18 protein-coding genes are annotated in these 19,713 nt (G+C 54.6%); 5 read left to right on the top strand and 13 right to left on the bottom strand.

The window, feature by feature from the left end; all coding sequences use genetic code 11:
• Positions 1 to 169: 169 nt before the first annotated feature.
• Both KA369_12085 and KA369_12080 read left to right on the top strand, forming a co-directional pair.
• Positions 170 to 589: a secondary thiamine-phosphate synthase enzyme YjbQ gene (locus KA369_12085; GenBank protein ID MBP7736706.1), complete on the top strand. Its 420-nt coding sequence runs from the start codon at positions 170 to 172 to the stop codon at positions 587 to 589.
• A gap of 3 nt (positions 590 to 592) precedes the next feature.
• On the top strand, positions 593 to 1,363 hold the full coding sequence (locus tag KA369_12080) for a TatD family hydrolase (protein ID MBP7736705.1): 771 nt from the start codon (positions 593 to 595) through the stop codon (positions 1,361 to 1,363).
• Positions 1,364 to 1,551: 188 nt separating this feature from the next.
• Here KA369_12080 and KA369_12075 read toward each other — a convergent pair whose 3' ends face one another.
• Together KA369_12075 and KA369_12070 are read right to left on the bottom strand one after the other, a co-directional pair.
• Entirely contained in the window at positions 1,552 to 2,874 is a 1,323-nt protein-coding gene (locus KA369_12075; GenBank protein ID MBP7736704.1) for a UDP-glucose/GDP-mannose dehydrogenase family protein, read from the bottom strand.
• Between the two features lie 262 nt (positions 2,875 to 3,136).
• Positions 3,137 to 3,838 (bottom strand): hypothetical protein, encoded by a 702-nt coding sequence (locus KA369_12070; protein ID MBP7736703.1) that lies wholly within the window; start codon positions 3,836 to 3,838, stop codon positions 3,137 to 3,139.
• Between the two features lie 252 nt (positions 3,839 to 4,090).
• Here KA369_12070 and KA369_12065 point away from each other — a divergent pair, with 252 nt between their 5' ends.
• Positions 4,091 to 5,044, top strand: a complete 954-nt coding sequence (locus KA369_12065; protein ID MBP7736702.1) for a response regulator — start codon at positions 4,091 to 4,093, stop codon at positions 5,042 to 5,044.
• A gap of 21 nt (positions 5,045 to 5,065) precedes the next feature.
• On the opposite strand, the gene KA369_12060 is transcribed toward KA369_12065, so the two are convergent.
• The 4 genes from KA369_12060 to KA369_12045 all read right to left on the bottom strand — a co-directional run bounded on the left by KA369_12060 (position 5,066) and on the right by KA369_12045 (position 7,497).
• Positions 5,066 to 6,229: a DUF1343 domain-containing protein gene (locus KA369_12060; GenBank protein ID MBP7736701.1), complete on the bottom strand. Its 1,164-nt coding sequence runs from the start codon at positions 6,227 to 6,229 to the stop codon at positions 5,066 to 5,068.
• A 38-nt stretch (positions 6,230 to 6,267) separates the two neighbouring features.
• Positions 6,268 to 6,618: a DUF937 domain-containing protein gene (locus KA369_12055; GenBank protein MBP7736700.1), complete on the bottom strand. Its 351-nt coding sequence runs from the start codon at positions 6,616 to 6,618 to the stop codon at positions 6,268 to 6,270.
• Positions 6,619 to 6,749: 131 nt separating this feature from the next.
• Positions 6,750 to 6,953, bottom strand: coding sequence for a dodecin domain-containing protein (locus KA369_12050; GenBank protein ID MBP7736699.1), 204 nt, complete (start codon positions 6,951 to 6,953; stop codon positions 6,750 to 6,752).
• 289 nt (positions 6,954 to 7,242) lie between these two features.
• Complete coding sequence (locus KA369_12045) at positions 7,243 to 7,497, bottom strand: translation elongation factor-like protein (protein MBP7736698.1); 255 nt, start codon at positions 7,495 to 7,497, stop codon at positions 7,243 to 7,245.
• A 436-nt stretch (positions 7,498 to 7,933) separates the two neighbouring features.
• Between KA369_12045 and KA369_12040 the strand changes: the two genes are divergently transcribed.
• On the top strand, positions 7,934 to 8,542 hold the full coding sequence (locus KA369_12040) for a pentapeptide repeat-containing protein (GenBank protein ID MBP7736697.1): 609 nt from the start codon (positions 7,934 to 7,936) through the stop codon (positions 8,540 to 8,542).
• A gap of 60 nt (positions 8,543 to 8,602) precedes the next feature.
• Here the strand turns inward: KA369_12040 and KA369_12035 are convergent, their stop codons facing one another.
• From KA369_12035 to KA369_12005, 7 genes are all read right to left on the bottom strand, one after another.
• Positions 8,603 to 9,709, bottom strand: a complete 1,107-nt coding sequence (locus KA369_12035) for an Ldh family oxidoreductase (protein MBP7736696.1) — start codon at positions 9,707 to 9,709, stop codon at positions 8,603 to 8,605.
• Positions 9,710 to 9,899: 190 nt separating this feature from the next.
• Positions 9,900 to 13,430: a pyruvate:ferredoxin (flavodoxin) oxidoreductase gene (gene nifJ / locus KA369_12030; protein MBP7736695.1), complete on the bottom strand. Its 3,531-nt coding sequence runs from the start codon at positions 13,428 to 13,430 to the stop codon at positions 9,900 to 9,902.
• A gap of 264 nt (positions 13,431 to 13,694) precedes the next feature.
• Complete coding sequence (locus tag KA369_12025) at positions 13,695 to 14,987, bottom strand: citrate synthase (protein ID MBP7736694.1); 1,293 nt, start codon at positions 14,985 to 14,987, stop codon at positions 13,695 to 13,697.
• Between the two features lie 21 nt (positions 14,988 to 15,008).
• A complete protein-coding gene (locus KA369_12020) occupies positions 15,009 to 16,220 on the bottom strand; it encodes a pyridoxal phosphate-dependent aminotransferase (GenBank protein MBP7736693.1) in 1,212 nt (403 codons plus the stop codon).
• Between the two features lie 307 nt (positions 16,221 to 16,527).
• Positions 16,528 to 16,920, bottom strand: coding sequence for a DUF2294 domain-containing protein (locus tag KA369_12015; GenBank protein MBP7736692.1), 393 nt, complete (start codon positions 16,918 to 16,920; stop codon positions 16,528 to 16,530).
• A gap of 12 nt (positions 16,921 to 16,932) precedes the next feature.
• Complete coding sequence (locus tag KA369_12010; GenBank protein ID MBP7736691.1) at positions 16,933 to 17,940, bottom strand: 3-dehydroquinate synthase II; 1,008 nt, start codon at positions 17,938 to 17,940, stop codon at positions 16,933 to 16,935.
• Positions 17,941 to 17,943: 3 nt separating this feature from the next.
• On the bottom strand, positions 17,944 to 18,705 hold the full coding sequence (locus tag KA369_12005; GenBank protein MBP7736690.1) for a 2-amino-3,7-dideoxy-D-threo-hept-6-ulosonate synthase: 762 nt from the start codon (positions 18,703 to 18,705) through the stop codon (positions 17,944 to 17,946).
• A gap of 191 nt (positions 18,706 to 18,896) precedes the next feature.
• On the opposite strand from KA369_12005, the gene KA369_12000 reads away from it, so the two are divergent.
• Positions 18,897 to 19,709, top strand: a complete 813-nt coding sequence (locus tag KA369_12000) for a hypothetical protein (GenBank protein MBP7736689.1) — start codon at positions 18,897 to 18,899, stop codon at positions 19,707 to 19,709.
• Positions 19,710 to 19,713 lie beyond the last annotated feature (4 nt).

Raw genomic sequence — 19,713 nt, 5'->3', positions numbered from 1 at the left:
ATATTTATCTAACAGCATTTTTTCATGTGTCAGGGCTGACAATTTTCAGGCCCCATAAAAAATCAAAAAATGCCGTAATCGATCTAATTTTAATTGCATGATTCAAACACATCATGTTAGAATTTGTCCATGATATACTCCCCTCAACGAATGGGGCAAGGAGCTGGCAATGAAATCTCTGACAGAACACCTTACCTTCAATACGAAAAAGCGCCGTGACTATATCAACATTACCGATACCGTCGAAGACCTTGTCATACGAAGCGGCGTCCGGGAAGGAATCTGCCTGGTGAACGCCATGCATATCACCGCCTCGGTCTACATCAACGACGCCGAGAGCGGCCTCATCCAGGACTTCGATGATTTCCTTGAGGGCCTCGCGCCCCATGAGCCTGTCTCCCGATACCGTCACAACCGCACCGGCGAGGATAACGGCGACGCCCATATCAAGAGGTCGGTCATGGGACGGGAGGTGGTTGTGGCCGTTACCGGGGGCAAGCTCGATTTCGGTCCCTGGGAGCAGATCTATTACGCCGAATTCGACGGCATGAGGCCCAAGAAGGTCCTGGTTAAGATAATCGGTGAATGATCCATGAACCTGGTCGACGCCCACTGCCATCTCGAAAGCGATCATTTCGTCAATGATCTTGACCGTGTCATCAACGAGGCCCGCTGCGCCGGCATCGTCAAGCTCATAACCTCGTCGATTACGCCTGGCCAGTGGGAGTTATCCCGGAGCATCGCAGACCGCTATGCCGAGGTGGAATGCGCCCTGGGGATCCACCCCTGGTATATCCGGGAGAGCTACCGGGACGCGATCCAGGGACTGTACGCCGCCCGGGACCTGGGCGCGGTCGCCATCGGCGAGATAGGCCTCGACAGGAAAAGCGAGATGGTGCCCTTCGACAGGCAATTGGATTTTTTTGAGGCCCAGCTTTCCGTTGCCAGGGAGATCGACCTTCCCGTGATCATACACTGCCGCGGCGCCTTCAACGAGCTGATCCTGTCGCTCAAGCAGGGCGGCCCGCTGCGCGCCGGCGGCATCATACATTCCTTCTCGGGAAGCCCCGAGCTCGCCGACGAGCTCATCAGGCTGGGCCTCTCCTTTTCCATGGGAGGCACCCTCACCTACCGCAACAGTAAAAAACGCGCAGCCGTCATGAAGAGGATCTACCCAGGGCATTTCCTCCTGGAGACCGACAGCCCCGATATCCCGCCGGTCCAGAAGCACGGCGAGATCAACAGGCCTCACTATATTCTTTACAGCCTTGAGGCCGCGGTGGAGATCACGGGGGATACGGTCGAACAGGTGGCGGAGCATACAACGGCAAACGCGATGAGGTTGTTTAATTTGCGGGTATAAAGAATAATTATGCTATATTAGGATCTTATTATGATAATGAAATAAGGGGCGCGAGTTGTTCACGCTCACAGGGGGCAGGATGCCCCCGCCCGACATAGTACAGGACGTACTATTTTGGCGGGTGAGCGGGAGCAACATGCGCCCCTCAATTGGATGAGTCAAGATGTCATGTATAAACTTGGGTGGTTTTAATTCCTGCCTATACTATAATACGTAAACCCCAGCTCCTTCATCTTATCCGGCTCATACTGGTTCCTTCCGTCGAAGATGACCGGCTTTTTCATCAGCGACTTAATCTTGTCGAAATCGGGCTTCCTGAAGTGATGCCATTCCGTAAGGAGCAGGAGGGCGTCGGCCCCCTTCAGCGTATCGTAGTTGTTTTTCACGTATTCGATTCTCTCATCGCCGATGACCTTCCGCGCGTTTTCCACCGCGATGGGATCATAAGCCTTGAAAGAGGCGCCGCGTTTTCTCAGCTCGGTGATGATATCAATGGCCGGGGCTTCCCGCATGTCATCGGTCTGCGGCTTAAAGGCAAGGCCCCATACCGCGAAACTTTTCCCCTCGAGGTTCTCTCCCAGGTGGCCGACAATCTTGTTCACAAAGAAAGTACGCTGGTCCTTGTTCACCGACTCCACGGCGCTCAATATCTTGGCGTCAAAACCAAAATCCTTCAGCGTATAGATAAGGGCCTTGACGTCCTTGGGGAAACAGGATCCGCCGTACCCAATGCCCGCGTACAGGAAGGCGTTGCCGATCCGGCTGTCAGAACCGATGCCTTTTCGCACGCTCTCGATGTTTGCGCCGGACGCTTCGCACAGGTGAGCGAGTTCGTTCATGAAGCTGATCCGCGTCGCCAGCATCGCGTTGGCGGCGTATTTCGACAGTTCAGCGGAAGGTATGTCCATGGTCATGACGCGGTCGCCCTTGCGGACAAAGGTCGAATAGAGGTCCCGCATCAGGTCCGCGGACCGGCTGTTGTCCGCGCCGATGATGACGCGGTCCGGCCTGATAAAGTCCTCCACTGCGTTCCCTTCCTTGAGAAACTCGGGATTGGATACAACGTCAAAGGCGATGTCACCCCTTCCCCTCTTCTCAAGCTCTTCCCTGACGGCCTGTCGCACCTTTTCCGCCGTGCCCACCGGAACCGTCGACTTGTCGACGATAACGATGTATTTCTCTATGCACCTGCCTATCTGGCGGGCCACCTCGAGGACGTGCTGAAGGTCAGCCGACCCGTCTTCATCGGAGGGCGTTCCCACGGCTATGAAGGCGTACATCGATTCTGAAATACCCTCCTTCAGGTTCGTCGTGAACCTGAGTCTTCCCTCAGTATGATTCCTCTTCACCATTTCATCGAGACCGGGCTCGTAAATCGGCAAAATGCCGTTTTTCAGGCCCTGGATTTTCTTCTCGTCTATATCGATGCACCACACGTCGTTTCCCATGTCGGCGAAGCAGGTGCCGGTAACGAGACCGACATAGCCGGTGCCGATGACAGAAAGTTTCATAACATTCTCCGGTTTATTTCAGTAGGATAATAATAGATTATTTTCAACTCGGTTTAACAACAGGATTCCCATGCCGGAATCGGATACTGCCGTATAATCAATTGTTTGGAATAACATATTTGATATCAAATAGTGTCAACAATTTTATGTATACCGGTCATATACCTTGGCAGCCGCCATCAATCAAAAGGCTTCCGAAAACAAAGAAGACTGTCGCATTGGACAGCCTTCTTCTCTTCCATGATTAAAGTATATCAATGTACTAGAATTTTTTCGCTTTCTTCAAGTACTCGGTCATGCCTTCTTCGGCGTCTTTCATCCCTTTAAAATACGCTTCTGCGATGAACAGCAGCGAATTCATGAAGTATGACATATGCGGCACAAGGAACTCCCTTTTCAGGTCGTTGCGTATCGGATAGGCGGTGGTGTTCTTTATTTCAGAAAGCTTCTTGTTTTCAAGATAGGTCCTTCCGTTCACGATATGGGTGAAGACGATATCATCGGTCCCATCCGTGGTGGGGCTGGGATCGGTGATACGAACGATATTCGAAGTACCCGCCCAGTAGAAATGGTCATATATTTCCGATTCGATCTTGGAAAGCGTATCGCCGTTCGTGTAGAGCTTGATCTTCCTCGATTGCACGCCGACGACATCCTTGTTATATATGTCGTCCTTGATGAAGCTGTATTTTTCCATCTCGATGTAATCCTGGCCCTGGGCGTAGGTGGTCTGGTAGGGAATTATCCTGATGCCCGTCGTCTTGAGAAGGTTATATTTTTTAATGATGTCGGCCATTCTGGCCGAGTAGTTCGTGACCTGCTTATCGAGCTCCGAGCCCTGCTGGTCAAGGGTCTGAGAGGTCAATTTATATTCCTGGTCGCTTCCCTTCTTCTCCTTTTCCTGCGCCCCGGCGATAGCCGCCGAAAGAATCACGCACGCCGCCATTATCATTGCTTTCTTCATCATGTCCTCCACTCTCTGTCAGTTACATTGCTGTAGAATTATCTCGTTCCTTATTCCATTAGAGGTATATTCATTCCCGCCCAATCGGCGGATGCGTAATACCATTCCTTTATATAATATCAGCTGAATCCATTATTTCAATATTATTTTCGGACAGAAGGAGTCATTTTCTGTAGTTTTTTCCATATTTTTGTTGCACAATAATCAATTGTGCGGCCAATTAATTGCAGATTCAAAAGGTGGATTGCCGGCATGTACAATGTTCTAATCGTTGATTTTTCCATAATGAAGGACTCCCTGGTGAAAATGTTCAGGGACGGAGGCTATAGCGTTGAATTATGCGAGTCCGCCTATGACGCCATGAAAAAGCTGAAGTCCATCGACTTCGATCTCGTCGTATCGGAAGTCGAGCTGCCGGGAGACAACGCCTTCGACCTGTACAATTATATCCAGAAGGCCTATCCTTATATCCCGACGATTATGACGACCGACCGTAACATTGACACCTTTTTCGACGTAATTTTCAAGGAAGGGATCGGCAACGTCCTGTGCAAGCCCTTCCGGAAAGAAGAGATCCTCAATCTCGCGGATAAGCTCATAACAAAGAAAAACATCTTCGGCCTCCACAATTACATACCCGGCATCATCGAGACGAAAAAAATACGCATTACCGCCTCGAAACAGATCAAGAAGGCCGTCGCACTGATTATCCAGGAAATAGAGCGCTGGGGATTCACGATCGAAAACAAGACAACCATGACGCTTATCCTCAACGAGATGGTCATCAACGCCGTGTATCATTCCCACGGGCTCACTGACGAGAAAAAGCTGCGCATCGCCGTACAGCTCGATGATGACGAGTTCGTGGACATCTATTTCGGCCGGTCCGAGCACACCTACGGTATAGCCATTGACGACTACAACGGGAAGCTGTCGCGGATGAAGATCCTGGACAGCATAAACAAGGTCATCGAACAGAACATTCTGCTGGACAGGGCGTGGGAAACGCAGGAGGACGTCACGGACCTGATTTCGGAAACGGGCCGGGGAATCGACCTGGTACGCAAGCTGGCGGGGGAATATTATTTCATCATCCAGAAAAACGTGCGCACCGAGATCATCATCATCATTGACACGCTTTATAAAGACGACATGACCTGCACGCATTCATCCCTCAAGATAATCGAGGACCTCACGAAGGAATAACGCGTTCAGGCGGATGAGCGGCTATTGGGGATAGATGTGATATTCCCCGGTAATGCCGGCGAAGACCTTTTCCTCTTTCTCCCACAGGGCCTCTATCCTATCAAGGGGCTTACCCTCACATATCATTTCCCGGATAACCGAGCCGCCGGCGAGGAGGTCGAAAGCCGGATGCCTGTCGTTGAATTCGTATACGCCTGATAAAAACTGGAACCCGGGCATCATATCGCGGAGGGCGCATACCAGGGCGATACCGGCAAGAAAAGGCCTGAATATCTCCCGGTCAGTGACGTGAATATACACGCCGCCGACGGTTTCGCCGCGGAATTTATTGAACGTCGGCTTAAAATATACCGGCCTGAAATAAACGCCCGGCAGATCCCATTCATTGAGGCGATCCGCGAGGTCCCGGGGGCTGACCCCCGGCGCGCCTATCATCTCGAAGGGCGTCGTGGTTCCCCTCCCCTCCGACGCGCTGGTGCCCTCGAACAGGCACATGCCGGGATACACAAAGGCGGTTTTAAGGGTCGGCATATTCGGCGAAGGCGGGACCCAGGGCAGACCCGTGTCATCGTAGAACATGTCGCGGCTCCACCCGGTCATCTCGATCACCCTGAGATTGACGTCAAGCTTGAAATAGTCAACGGCGAGGCGGGCAAGCTCCCCGGCAGTGAGCCCGTGCCGCACCGGCACCGGCAGCAGTCCCACGAAGGATTCGAATCCTTTTTTTAAAACAGGGCCTTCCACGGCGTTCCCGCCGAGGGGATTGGGGCGGTCAAGGACCATCAATTCGATGTCCTGCGAATGAAGCTCCTTCAGGAACAATACCATCGTGTTCACATAGGTATAATACCGCGTTCCGATATCCTGTATGTCGAACAGGACGCAATCGAGCCCGGCGAGATGGGACCGGACCGGCGCGAGCGAATCGCCGGTCTCCCCGTACAGGTTGATGATGTCGAAAGGGAAATCGATACGGCCGGAAACGGGGACCTGGTCCTGTTCGGTTCCGAAAAGGCCGTGCTCCGGCGAAAAGATCTTTCTGATTTCGACGCCTTCGCCGCTCAGGAGGTCCCAGCTGTACCTCAGGGCGTTGTTGACGGACGTATGGTTCGCGATCAACCCTACGTTTCTGTTTCTCAGCGTATCGGATCTGGCGAGGAGACGGTCAAGACCGGTATGTATCATGTCCTATGATGATCCTCCCCGCACCTGCGGATATCACGCTATTCCGATACCTTTCCGTTCGGCGTCAGCTTGTCGATGATGTCCGGCAGGATGTCCTTGAGCACCTTTGACGCCTGGTCCGCCGGGATGCCGGCCCGTGAGGCGAGCTCCTCGAGCTTCTCGGGACCGAGGGCGCTCTTCAGCTGCTCGACGCTGATCGGTTTGTTGCCTCCCGTTCCCACCCAGGATTTTACGACGTCTTCAAGGCCGCTGCCCATCAAGGTGTCAACGACGTTTCGGAGGCCGCCCCCCTTCAGCATGTCCGCGACCCCTTCCAGCAGTCCCTGGTTGGCGCCCTTCTGGCCTCCCAGGCCTTTTGCGATTTCAGTAATCTGATCGAACAACCCCATGGCGCACCTTCTCGCGCGTATTATTGCTTATCTCCTTGCTGCCCCATACCGGCAACACCGGACATACCTGCAGGGAAAACCGTGATGGCAACGATCTCTCCTCACAGGATCCCGTAAACAAGCATATACTATTAATCCACGAACTTAAATGATAATCTCAGCTTGATGCGGTAGACAAGCTTGTTGTTGTCGACGCTGATATCAAGCTCCTTCACTTCCGCGACCCGTATATCCTTTAAGGATTTAGATGCGGTTTCTATGGCGTTCTTAGCCGCGTCTTCCCAGGACGTGTCGCTGGTCCCGATGATTTCTATGACTTTATAAACGCTGTTCACTCAAAACCCCCTTCCTGTATATCTGGCGGTCGGCATCTCAAGCGCACAATGGCTCAATACAACATTGATGTAATACCATTCGCAGAAGTAAGCAAGCTTTTTTTATAATTTAAACGCTGAAAATCAGGGGTAGCAGTCGTAAATCAGGGCCGGTACTGGTTGGAAGGTTCAAGATTATAACAGGAAAGCTGCGAGGAATCGATATCTATTTGCAGGTATCCGGGGCGTTTTTCCGCATAGTTCCCCCCCGGCAGAATTCTTGGATTCTGTATAAGAGTATAAAGCCCGCCTACTTCACGATATAGACGACATCATGTTCGCGGACGCGGTCTTTGACCTTGATGCCTATCGACGCGCCCTTTTCAGCTACTGTCACTGTGGCGTGTTCGATCTGCATAGAATCGATCTGCTGCTGAAAATCGGTGCTATGGCCATGAATGCGGATGGTATCCCCGACTTTCAGCGAGCCGTCGGTCAATTCAATGGCGGCCACATTGGGCTTGGCGAAATACTTGACAATGATGCCGACTTTTTCTTCTTCCATGATGGAACTCCTTACAGATGTTGGGTTAATTTTCATCCCCTGATATCAATAATGTCAAGAAAATTTACTTAAACGGCAAATCCCGGGTAGCAGTATAATTTTAGGGGGGGGGGCATGGAGCCATCCCAGCGAGGTCGCTCACGGGCCTCCATGCCCTTCGCGACACTACTGCCATCCTGGCAGTAGCAGCGACGGATGTCGCCGATTCCGCCGAGTCAACAAGCTGCGCTGGACAGGATGTCCGAGTGCAGAGCCGCGACAGGAGGTCGCATTTGGCTCTGCTTATATGAGGCGGACGAGCGGGATGGCCCATGCACCCCTAATTTACGACTGCTACCCAAATCCCGCTGCGTAATTGCTAATAATAATACTTGACTAATACGTTTTTCACGTATCATTTAAGGAATTCAAGAACGATTAAAACGATCCGCGACATATGAAACCGCCCCTGATACCACAGAAGATTTTACTTTGCGTGACATTGCTCCTCCTGTCGGCACTGCTCGCGACAGACTGCCGCCGCTTCATAGTGAGGAGGATATTCATAAGCAAAAAACTCGAAGGGATCAACCTCTCCGGGATGGATTTCTATAACACAAACCTCGAAAACATAAACCTCGCCAGGGCCAGGCTCGTTAAGACCAATCTCAGTTTCTCCAATCTTAAAAACTCACGGCTCGTTAACGCCGACCTCAGGGAGGCCGAGCTGAGCGCAGCCGATCTCACCGGCGCGGACCTCCGCGGGGCCAATCTCAGGAACACGCATCTCAGGAACGCAGTTTTAAGGAAGGCAAACCTCGTCGGCGCCTATTTATACGACGCCGACCTGAGCGGCGCCGACGTGCGTGACGCGCTGATGACGGCCGGCGTCGCGGAAGGCTCCGATATGACCGTTATAAATCAAATCATGGACCGGAACGGCCTCGTCCAGTACGCTCATTTCCGGAACGCGGACCTCGCCGGCGCGGCCGTAAGCGGCAAATGGAAGAGCTTCATTCAGCAGCAGGGCGTGAGGAATTTTGACAAGATAATATGGGTGAAGTGATACGGTCGCCGAAGGAACAATGAAAGCGCGGTCTCGAAACCGCGCTTTCATTGCGGCAGATTAAAACGGGAAATCATATCCCTTGATGTTCAGGCTGTCCCGCAGGGCGACAATGTCCTCCTGGAGGCTCTTGTTGACCGGCACGCCCCGGTCTTTACGGTCCAGCCATGCCAGGTATTCCTTCTCTCCTGCCGTGTAGATCCGCTCCTGGCCCGGCATTTTCTTCGATGACCGGATTTCCCTGAGAATGTCGCCGGCCGTCTTTTTGAAATCAGCCGGATCGATGAAATGGGATATATCGATGGCCATGAAAAAATGGCCCAGGTGATAGGGGACTTTCCTGCCCTTGTCGAAGCCGGTGAGCATTTTCAGAAAGCTTCCGGCCTGGAGGGCGGCGCACAATATTTCAATGACGGTGGCGTATCCGTAGCCCTTGTACCCGCCGCCGTCCTCGCCGATACCGCCCAGGGGCGTCAGGGCCGCGGTGCCGTCGATGAGCTTCTTAAGGGCCTCATTCGCGTCAGTCGTCGAGTTCCCCTGGTTATCGATCACCCACCCCTCGGGCATTACCTTCCCCTGGCGGGCGTAAACTTCGATCTTCCCGCGCTGCGAAATGGACGTGGCGCAGTCGATCACGAAGGGGAACTCCTCGTCGGTGGGTATGCCGAACACAAGGGGATTGGTGCCCAGCATGTTCTCGATGCCGAAGGTCGGCGCGATGCTGGGACGGGCGTTCGTGCCGGTGATGCCGATCATGTCCGCCTCCGCCGCCTTGATGGTGAAATAGCCTGCGATGCCGTAATGGGATGAATTGCGCACGGCCACCATCCCCATGCCGAACTTCCGGGCCTTGTCTATGGCCATATCCATGGATCTCTTCGCGATCACGTGGCCCATGCCGTCATGGCCGTCAATGACCGCCGTGGTCGGCCCCTCCCTCACCACTTCCATTTTGGTAATGGGATTGAGGATCCCGTCTTTTATGCGGTCGATATATATCGGCTTGAGCCGGTTTATGCCGTGGGAATCTATGCCCCGCTTGTCCGACGTGATGAGTATGTCCGCGCAGATCCTGGCGTCCTCATCGGGCACTCCTGCCGCCTTTAGGACGTCGACCATGAACCTCTCCATGGTGTTAAAATCTATCCAGTAAATCTTTTCTTCCATTGTATTCTCCTTATGAATTCCCCCCGCATATATCGATACGGTGCAGCATTGCGGCGATTATGTAACATAAAAAACGGGCCAATACTATGCCTCCGCCCTTTCCCGCGCAAGCGGGAATCGGCTGCGCCATTAAAAAAACATATCCCCGCTTTCGCGGGGATATGTTTTGTAAATATCGATTATTATACTCTTATTTATATTCCAGGCTAGCCTGACGCTTGTAGGAATTATAACGCCACTTCGCGTTTTCCTCCGCCGATTTGAAGAGATCGTCTGCCACCGCCGGGAACTCCTTTTTTAGTGACGTATATCGCACCTCGCCCTGCAAGAAGCCCTGGAACTTGGACCAGTCAGGCTCTTTCGAATCGAGGATAAAGGGATTCTTCCCTTCTTTTTCGAGGAGCGGATTGTAGCGATACAGGTGCCAGTAGCCGCTCTCGACAGCAAGCTTCTCTTCAAGCTGGGTTTTGCCCATGCCCGCCCGGAGGCCGTGGTTGATGCAGGGCGCATAGGCGATGATCAGGGACGGACCGGGATAGGCTTCCGCCTCCTGCATGACCTTGAGGGTATGGGCCTGGTTGGCGCCCATGGCGATCTGGGCGACGTAGACATATCCGTAGGATATCGCCATCATGCCGAGGTCCTTCTTCCGCACCCGCTTGCCCGCCGCGGCGAATTTCGCAACCGCGGCAACCGGGGTCGACTTGGAGGACTGGCCGCCGGTATTGGAATACACTTCCGTATCGAGGACCAGTATGTTGACGTCTTCACCGGAGGCGAGAACGTGGTCAAGTCCGCCGTACCCTATATCATATGCCCAGCCGTCGCCGCCGAAGACCCATATGGAGCGCTTGGCCAGGTACTTCTTGAAGTCCAGGATTATCTTCGCCGGCTCGCTGCCGTCTTTCTCCAGGAGCGGTATGATCTTTTTCGCCGCCGCCTGCGAGGCCTCCGGGTTGTTCCTGCCGTCCAGCCATTCCTGGAGAGCGGCCTTAAGCTCGGGCGACGCGTCCCCGGCTATCAGCCGGCGGGAACACTCCGCGATACGGTCGCGGAGCTGTTCCACGCCGATCTGCATCCCGTATCCGTATTCGGCGTTGTCCTCAAAAAGCGAACTCGCCCAGGAGGGACCGCAGCCTTCGGCATTCACGCAGTATGGCGTACTGGGGGCCGAACCGCTGTAAATGGACGTACAGCCCGTCGCGTTGGCTACCATCATCCGTTCTCCGTAAAGCTGGGTGATGAGCTTGATATAGGGCGTTTCGCCGCAGCCGGCGCATGCTCCGGAGAACTGGAAGAGGGGCTGAGCAAACTGGCTTCCCTTCACGGTATTCTTCGCCATGAGGGCGTCTTTATACGTTACATTGTTCCTGAAATAGTTCCACCGTTCGTTTTCGGGAAGCTGGGTTCCCAGGGGCTTCATGACAAGGGACTTCGGCTTCGACGGGCAGGTCTGCTCGCAGTTGCCGCACCCGGTGCAGTCGAGAGGGCTGATCTGGATCTTGAACTTGAGCCCTTCCAGGCCCTTGCCCTTGGCATCGACGAGGGTCGTCCCCGCCGGAACGGCCGCCGCCTCTTTCTCATTGAGCAGGAAGGGACGGATCACGGCATGGGGGCAGACATAGGCGCACTGGTTGCACTGGATACAGCTGTCAGGCTGCCATTCCGGCACGTTGACCGCAATGCCGCGTTTTTCATATTCCGACGTCCCCTGGGGGAAGGTCCCATCGGGCATGTTGGAGAAGGCGCTTACCGGCAGGCTGTCCCCGTCAAGATGGTTCATCGGGTCGGCGATTTTCTTTATGAACTCCGGCACATCGCCCCGGGCCTTTTCCTTTTCAGACTTGATGTTCTTCCACTCCACGGGGACATCGACCTTCACCAACCCGTCCGCTCCCCGGTCTATGGCCGCGTAGTTCATCTTCACGACATCGTCGCCCTTCTTGCCGTAGGTCTTGTCAATGGCGCCCTTCATGTGCTTGACCGCGTCATCGTACGGGATCACGTTGGCAAGCTTGAAAAATGCCGCCTGCATGATGCTGTTGGTGCGCGTACCCAGGCCGATCTCTTCGGCGATTTTCGTGGCATTGATGATGTAGAACTTGATCTCGTTATCCGCGAGATATTTCTTGATATGGTCCGGGAGGCGCTTCTTTGTTTCCTCGGCGTCCTGGATGCTGTTAAGAAGGAAGGTCCCTCCCTTTTTGAGTCCCTTGAGTATGTCATACTGCTCGATATACGCCGGCACGTGGCAGGCGACAAAATCCGCGCTGGTGACCAGATAGGTTGATTTGATCTCTTTTTTCCCGAACCGGAGATGAGAGACGGTCACCCCGCCCGACTTTTTGGCGTCGTAGGCGAAATAGGCCTGGGCAAAAAGGTCGGTGTGGTCGCCGATGATCTTGAGGGAATTCTTGTTGGCGCCCACGGTTCCGTCCGCGCCGATGCCGTAGAATTTTGCCGCAAAGGTCCCGGCCGGCGCAGTGTCGACTATATCCTTGACGGGAAGGGACGTGAATGTGACATCATCGGTAATGCCGATGGTGAACCCGTTTTTCGGCTCCGGAAGCTTCAGGTTGTCAAAGACCGCGAGGACCTGGTTCGGGGTCGTATCCTTGGAGCTGAGGCCGTAGCGCCCGCCGACGATAAGGACCTGCTCCTTCCTGTTATACAGCATGTCCCGCACGTCGAGATACAGGGGCTCGCCGTTGGCGCCGGGCTCCTTGGTCCGATCAAGGACGGCGATGCGTTTCACCGTTTTCGGCAGGACCTTCAGGAAATACTTCTCTGAGAACGGCCGGTAGAGGTGGACCGATATGAGGCCGGCCTTTTCTCCCTTGCCGATGAGGTAATCCACGGTCTCCCTGGCCGTTTCGGTGACCGATCCCATGGCTATTAAGATGTTCTCCGCATCGGGGGATCCGTAATAGACAAAGGGATGGTATTCCCTCCCCGTCAGCCTGGTTATCTCCTTCATGTAATCTTCAACGATGTCAGGCACGGCATTATAGTAGGAATTGCTCGCTTCCCTGAGCTGGAAATAAATATCGGGATTCTGGGCCGTGCCCCGGGTCACTGGGTTTTGCGGGTTCAGGGCGCGTTTGCGGAACTGATCGAGGGAATCCATATCGAGGAGTTGTTTTAAATCCTCGAAGTCGAGCACTTCGATCTTCTGTATTTCATGAGAGGTCCGGAACCCGTCAAAGAGGTGCATGAATGGAACACGGCTTTTAATGGCGGCCAGGTGGGCTATGCCGCCCAGGTCCATGACCTCCTGGACTCCGCCGGTAGCAAGCATGGCGAACCCCGCCTGGCGGACCGAGTAAATGTCCGACTGGTCGCCGAAAATCGACAGGGCATGGGTGGACAGGGACCGGGCGCTGACATGCATGACGCCGGGAAGGAGCTCGCCCGCCATTTTATACATGTTGGGGATCATGAGAAGAAGTCCCTGAGAAGCGGTATAGGTCGTTGTCAGCGCTCCGGACTGAAGGGCGCCATGCATGGCTCCCGCGGCGCCCGCTTCAGACTGCATTTCAACTACCTTGACGACATCCCCGAAGATATTCTTCATTCCCCGCGCGGCCCATTCATCCACGTATTCAGGCATTGGTGAAGAGGGGGTAATGGGATAAATCGTCGCGACCTCGGAAAAAGCATATGACACATGGGCTGCCGCCATGTTGCCATCCATTGATTTCATCTTTTTTTTAGGGGACATCGATAATCTCCTTCTGAAAAATATTCTGCAATGTATAATGGTTACTGTTTATACTTCTTGCGAAACTGAGTCTCACACTAGTTATGCAACAAGTCTATTGATCTATAAAATCGCATATTTGCCTATTTTACTGTTACTATTCAAGTTAGTAAAACACGTATAATAAGTCAAGCTAAAGTACTGACGGCGAATACTATATTGTTATATTACAGATAACAATCCGCCAAGACTAAATAACAATGCCTATTCGCCGTAGCCCGGACCCTACTTCCTTTTATCCAGGGGGACGTAACTGTTGTTTTTTTCGCCGATGTAAACCTGGCGCGGCCTTCCGATCTTGAAGGGCCTGGTATCGTGCATCTCCTTCCATTGGGCTATCCAGCCGGGCAGGCGGCCTATGGCGAACATGACCGTGTACATATCAGTCGGTATGCCCAGTATCCGGTAAATGATGCCGCTGTAGAAATCGACATTAGGATAGAGCTTCCGCTCGATGAAATAGTCGTCCCTGAGGGCGGCATGCTCCAGCTCCATGGCTATGTCGATCAGGGGCTCGTGGATATTGTACTTCCTGATCAGCTGATCGCACTTTTCTTTCAATATCTTCGCCCGGGGATCGTAGTTCTTGTAGATGCGGTGTCCGAACCCGGACAGCTTGAAGGAGCTGTTCTTGTCCTTCGCCTGGTCGATGCACTGCCTGACGGTGAGTCCCCGCTCATTGATGCCTTCGAGCATCTCGATCACACGCTGATTGGCGCCGCCGTGGAGGGGCCCCCAGAGGGCGCAGATGCCCGCGCAGATCGAAGAGTAGAGGTTCACCATGCTGCTTCCCACCAGGCGGACCGTGGAGGTGCTGCAGTTCTGTTCGTGGTCGGCATGGATGATGAGGAGGATGTTCAGTATCTTGTCGATATCGGGGTCGACCTCGTAGGGCCTGACGGGACTGTTGAACATCATGTAGAGGAAATTCGCGCAATAACGGAGGTCATGGCGCGGATAAACGAAAGGTTCGCCTATCGAGTGTTTGTAGGAGTAGGCCGCGATGGTGCGGATCTTGGATATCAGGATGACCGCCATCAGGTCGAAGATGCCGCTCTCGAAATCGTCGGTAAAGAACTGTGGATAATATACCGAAAGGGCGTTCACCATGGTGCTCAGGATCGCCATCGGGTGCGCGCCGATGGGGAACCCTTCAAAAAAACGGAGCATCTCCTCGTGGATCATGGAATTGTCCGTGAGGCGCTGGGAAAACACCTTCCGCTCATCTTCATTGAGCAGATGACCATAGATGAGCAGGTAGGCCGTCTCGGTGAAAGCTGCCTTCTCGGCCAGCTCTTCTATGGGAATCCCTCGGTAGCGGAGCACGGCCCTGTCGCCGTCGATATAAGTGATGGAGCTCAGGCAGGAGCCGGTGTTCTGGTACCCGACGTCAAGGGTGATCAAGCCCGTACTGCTCCGCAGGGCGCTGATGTCGATGGCCCGCTCGCCCTCGGTCCCCTCTATGACCGTGAAGGTGTACTCCTTACCGCCGTATTTCAGCGTTGCATCATTCATTATTGTCGTCCATATCAAGGCCGCTTATGCCAGCTTCCGGACCGCTTCGCCTATCCTCTCGACTCCTTTCTTGATGTTTTCATCCGAGGTCGCGAAGGAAAGACGTATATAGTCATCGTTGCCGAATTCGATACCGGGCACCACGGCCACCCGCGCTTCGTCGATCAGATAGGAGCAGAGGACCGAGGAATTGCCCTTGCTGCCATACTTGGCCTTTACCTCCGGCCAGCGGGGAAGCGTGAAGATGCCGCTCACCCGCGGAAAGGCGTAGAACGCGCCGTCCGGGTGCATGCAGGAAACGCCGGTAATGGAATTCAAGCCGTCCACGATTATCTTCCTTCTTCTCCGGAAGGCGGCCAGCATCTCATCCTTCACCGACTGGTCCCCGGCCAGGGCCTCCACAGCGGCCCACTGGGCGATTGAAGTCGGGTTCGATGTCGATTGGCTCTGCAGGTTTTCCACGCCCTTGATGATGTCGGAATCGCCGGCCATGTAGCCGATCCGCCAGCCGGTCATGGAGTAGGTTTTGGAGACGCCGTTCAGGACGATGGTCTTTTTCTTCAACGCATCGGATATGTTGGCGATATTGCAGAATTTAAAATCGTCATATACTATTGATTCATAAATATCATCGGAAATGAGTATGATATCCTTGTCCTCGACGATCTTCGCGATGGCTTCGAGCTCTTTCCTGTTATAGGCTGAGCCGGTCGGATTGGACGGCGAATTGATGACAATCGCCCTGGTCTTCGCGGTAATGCCGTTTTTCAGCTGCTCCGGGGTCAGCTTGAAGCCTGTCGATTCTGGGCAGTCAAGGATGACCGCCTTCCCCTCGGCAAGCTCCACCATGGTGGGGTATGAAACCCAGTACGGCGCAGGCACGATAACCTCGTCGCCCGGATCGAGTATCACCTGCATCAGGTTGTAAAATGAATGCTTTCCGCCGCAGTTGATCGTGACCTCGGGAAGCCTGTATTCCAGGCCGTTCTCTTTCTGAAACTTGGCGATGACCGCGTTTTTCAATTCGACGATCCCCCCCGCGGGCGTGTATTTTGTCTTGCCCGTATCGATGGCCTTCTTCGCAGCGTCCTTTATCGATTGAGGCGTGTCGAAGTCCGGCTCGCCCGCTCCAAAGCCGATGATGTCGACTCCCTGGGCCTTCAGCCTGTTGGCAAGGGCGGTGAGTTCCAGAGTGGCCGACGGTTTGACATTCATGATCCTTTTCGAGAGCTTCATAGCGGTATACCTTTTTATAAATTATACGTTGCGACCATCGATGTTGCGGCGCCCCTCGCCGGCGCAGGCACCGGGGGAAAGCGCCCTATAATAAAAAAGCCAACACCTCTGTCCCTCCCTGCTGAAAGGAATTTGATGCTGGCTTACCTATCAACAACCTTATTATTTAATAATGAGGGTTTTTCTATCGGCTCCGTAAACCAGGCTCCGAAAAACTCCCCTGCAGGATGCTCATGAGCTCAATAAGGCCTTCAATGCGGTCTTCCACTTCGCTGTCATAGCCAGTAGAAATGAAGTCCCCTTTCATTCAATCTTTTTTTGTCCTGGCGGACAAAATTTTTTCTCCCAGGTCGCTGTCCAACATGAAAATGATCACCCGCTCGCCGGTCGCGGTGCTGATGTCGGTATGCATGCTTTTAACGGTGCATCCCGTGATATCGCCGATGATGGATTCCAGCAGGGACCGCGCCTTTTCCATGAGCTTAAGGCGGACCTGTTTGATCAGCACGAGCCCCTCGTCGCTCGTGGCCAGCTGCTCTTCCGCCCTGGTGAGAACGCCCTTGAGCCGCACGATGATCATGTCCTCGACGATGTAGGTCCGTGTCTCGACGGGCCCCCTGCCCATGTACTCCTTTTCGAACCTGACCAGGGCGTCGCTGATCTCGGCTTCGATCATCCCCTTGCTTTTATCGTTCTTCATCGCGGCCGCGCGTCACTGCTCCTTGATCGTTTCATCCACCGCCATCCCGAAATGGCGCCCGCCCTTTTCGAGACACCCCAGCACATGATCGCCGGGCTTCAGCTGCGCTACGCTGACGGCCTTTCCATCCGGGGCCGTTAGCCTGATCGTCTCGGCGTTCTGCAGCACCACCGAGTATTCGCCGCCCTGGCCGTCCGTGGCGTAGACGACCAGCATCGGCCGCTTCTCTATCTTGGAGCGCCCCACGTAGGAGGTATAGGTGCCGCCGCCGCTGGTAACGATCTGCACCGGGTCGCCGGTCTTCAGCTCGCCGAGGTACCTGGTTGCGCCCCCGGGTACTTTCACGTAGGAATGGACCGCTCCCGCGTTGATGCGGAAGGGACGGGGCGCGACGTAGGGGTTCTCTATGTTCTCCGCGTGAACGAGGAACATGCCCTGGCTGCCGTTGCCCACCAGAAGGCCCTCGCCCGGATTGATATTGCTGCAGGTATCGACGCAGACGCGGTCGCCGATGCCGATGTTCCTGATGCCGGTCACCTCGAGGCTTGCCATCCGGTAGGTTTCGCTGTCGAGATCCTTAATATAGCGGACGGTCTTCCCTATCTCGGAGGGATCGTCGGTCTCGAGAACCACGCCGGCCACGCCCTTTTCCATGATCCCCGCCGCGAGCTTTGCGTCCGAGGAATTCCTCACGAAGGTGTAGAGGCGCTCGCCTCCCCGAGGTATCAGGTTCTCCAGGGGGATGATGTTCCAGTCCGTGGTGCGGGCCACCACCACGCGGCTCTTCAGGGCTTCCGCGGCCCTCTTCTCGTCGTCCTTGTTTTTTATGACGATCATCTCCACGTCATCGGGTATCTTCCGGTCGCCCTGGGCCGGCGCGATGACCGCCATCCGCCCCAGCTCCTTGATCCGGGGGACGAATTCGTCCGCGGCGGTGATGATGGCGTCAACGCCCGCCTCGAGCGCCTCGGTCACGAGCTTCTTGTCCCACGATGCCAGGTGGAGCCAGATTTCCTTCATTCCTTATTTTCCGTGAACGATTTCAGAAATTTTCTTCACGATGGTCGTCGGGTCGTCGTGCTGGAACACGTTGCGGCCGATGGATACGCCGGCGCCGCCGGCCTGTACCGAGCCCCGCACCATTTCCAGTATCTCTTCGTCGGTCTCCATCTTTTCGCCGCCGGCAATGACGACCGGCACCGGGCACCCCTTCACCACGTCGGAAAACGATTCCGGGGAACCGGTGTAGTTGACCTTTACAATGTCGGCGCCGAGCTCGGCGCCGACCCGGGCCGCGTGCTTGACAACATTCACGTCGTATTCGTTCTTGATCTTGGATCCCCGCGTGTACATCATGGCCAGGAGCGGCATTCCCCAGTCCCGGCACGCCCGGGACACGTTGCCCATCTTGCTCAGCATGTCGGATTCCGTGTTGGCCCCGATGTTAACATGGATCGAAACCCCGTCCGCCCCGAGGCGCACGGCCTCCTCAACGGTGCATACCAGGGTCTTGGCGTTGGAATCGGGCGACAGCACGGTGCTGGCGGACAGGTGCACGATAAGGCCGATATCCTTGCCGGAATTCCTGTGTCCCGTCTCAACGATCCCCTTGTGCATCAGGATGGCGTTGGCGCCGCCGTCGGCGACCCGGTTGACGGTCTGGGCCATGTCGATGAGGCCCGGGATCGGTCCCACGGTGACGCCGTGGTCCATGGGAACGATGATAGTCTTCCCCGTGTTGCGGTTGATCAACCGCTGAAGGCGAATTTTTTTTCCAATCATAATGATACCTCTTTACGTGGGGCGCTGTGCCCCCCCCTATTTCCCGAACAGGCACTGCCGGTCGTTGGACAACCGCATGCGACAGGATGAACGTGAAGTAACTATTTTTGGAAAATCGGCGTCAAAGTCAAGTAATTTGGGACGATATGCAAAAATTATTGACTATTCCGGAAGGATAGTATAGAATTACGTCAATGAACTCCGAACCGGATAAACGAAGCAAGGCGACCTACCGTGATTACGGGGAACTGTGGAACTTCAATCTCCAGAAGATCGAGCATATCCACAATGAAATCGAGAAATCGATCCATGAGCTGGAGTACAAATACGTCGATTTTGAAACGGCCTACGCGGACATAACACGGCAGCTGGACATTCTTTCATCCATATATTCAGGGTACAACATCATCCACGGAACGGAAGCGGTGATGCGCCTCAAGGCGGTCCTCGAATCGTACCGGAAGCGCTATACCAGGGAAAGCCTGGACTTCAACCTGGTCTACGGCCTCCTGATGAAGATCGCGGACAACCGGAACACGAGCTTCGAGGATTTCCCGAGGCTCTCCCATGACGAGCTGCCCGCCATCGTGACGGAAGGGGAAGAGCCCGAACGGGACTATGCGGGGCGCCGTCACAAGTGGGTCACTTTTGAGAGGAACTGCTCCTGGTTCATCGCCCCCTTCTCGACCATTACCATCATGAAGAACATACGCGCCGCCGTCATATCCGCCGCGGAGCCGGACAGCCTTGCCCTCGGCATCGACGGCCGCACGGTCACGGTGAAGGACCTATTCATGAGGTCGGCGGAGCATCCCGAAAGCCCGCGCTGCGTCATACTGATTGACGGCATGCGCAGGAACTACGCCGCGGACATGATCGGCCGGAGGATCTACGCGGACCGCGACATCGTTGCGCCGATGCTGAAGCCCTTCAGGACGGTGCGGTGCCACCCCCTGTCGCCGGGACGCCTCCGGCTTTTCGGGAAAAACCATATCCTCCTCAACTGATCCC

Source organism: Spirochaetota bacterium, from assembly GCA_017999915.1.
Taxonomy (GTDB): Bacteria; Spirochaetota; UBA4802; order UBA4802; family UBA5550; genus RBG-16-49-21.
This window is presented reverse-complemented; position numbering and strand designations above follow the sequence as displayed.

Coding starts and splice junctions, on each gene's coding strand:
- KA369_12015 (MBP7736692.1), bottom strand. CDS start 16,920: ATGAAGAACGATAAAAGCAAGGGGATGATCGAAGCCGAGATCAGCGAC.
- KA369_12035 (MBP7736696.1), bottom strand. CDS start 9,709: ATGGAAGAAAAGATTTACTGGATAGATTTTAACACCATGGAGAGGTTC.
- KA369_12010 (MBP7736691.1), bottom strand. CDS start 17,940: ATGAAGGAAATCTGGCTCCACCTGGCATCGTGGGACAAGAAGCTCGTG.
- KA369_12055 (MBP7736700.1), bottom strand. CDS start 6,618: ATGGGGTTGTTCGATCAGATTACTGAAATCGCAAAAGGCCTGGGAGGC.
- nifJ (MBP7736695.1), bottom strand. CDS start 13,430: ATGTCCCCTAAAAAAAAGATGAAATCAATGGATGGCAACATGGCGGCA.
- KA369_12060 (MBP7736701.1), bottom strand. CDS start 6,229: ATGATACATACCGGTCTTGACCGTCTCCTCGCCAGATCCGATACGCTG.
- KA369_12085 (MBP7736706.1), top strand. CDS start 170: ATGAAATCTCTGACAGAACACCTTACCTTCAATACGAAAAAGCGCCGT.
- KA369_12045 (MBP7736698.1), bottom strand. CDS start 7,497: ATGGAAGAAGAAAAAGTCGGCATCATTGTCAAGTATTTCGCCAAGCCC.
- KA369_12080 (MBP7736705.1), top strand. CDS start 593: ATGAACCTGGTCGACGCCCACTGCCATCTCGAAAGCGATCATTTCGTC.
- KA369_12075 (MBP7736704.1), bottom strand. CDS start 2,874: ATGAAACTTTCTGTCATCGGCACCGGCTATGTCGGTCTCGTTACCGGC.
- KA369_12000 (MBP7736689.1), top strand. CDS start 18,897: ATGAACTCCGAACCGGATAAACGAAGCAAGGCGACCTACCGTGATTAC.
- KA369_12040 (MBP7736697.1), top strand. CDS start 7,934: ATGAAACCGCCCCTGATACCACAGAAGATTTTACTTTGCGTGACATTG.
- KA369_12070 (MBP7736703.1), bottom strand. CDS start 3,838: ATGAAGAAAGCAATGATAATGGCGGCGTGCGTGATTCTTTCGGCGGCT.
- KA369_12065 (MBP7736702.1), top strand. CDS start 4,091: ATGTACAATGTTCTAATCGTTGATTTTTCCATAATGAAGGACTCCCTG.
- KA369_12020 (MBP7736693.1), bottom strand. CDS start 16,220: ATGAAGCTCTCGAAAAGGATCATGAATGTCAAACCGTCGGCCACTCTG.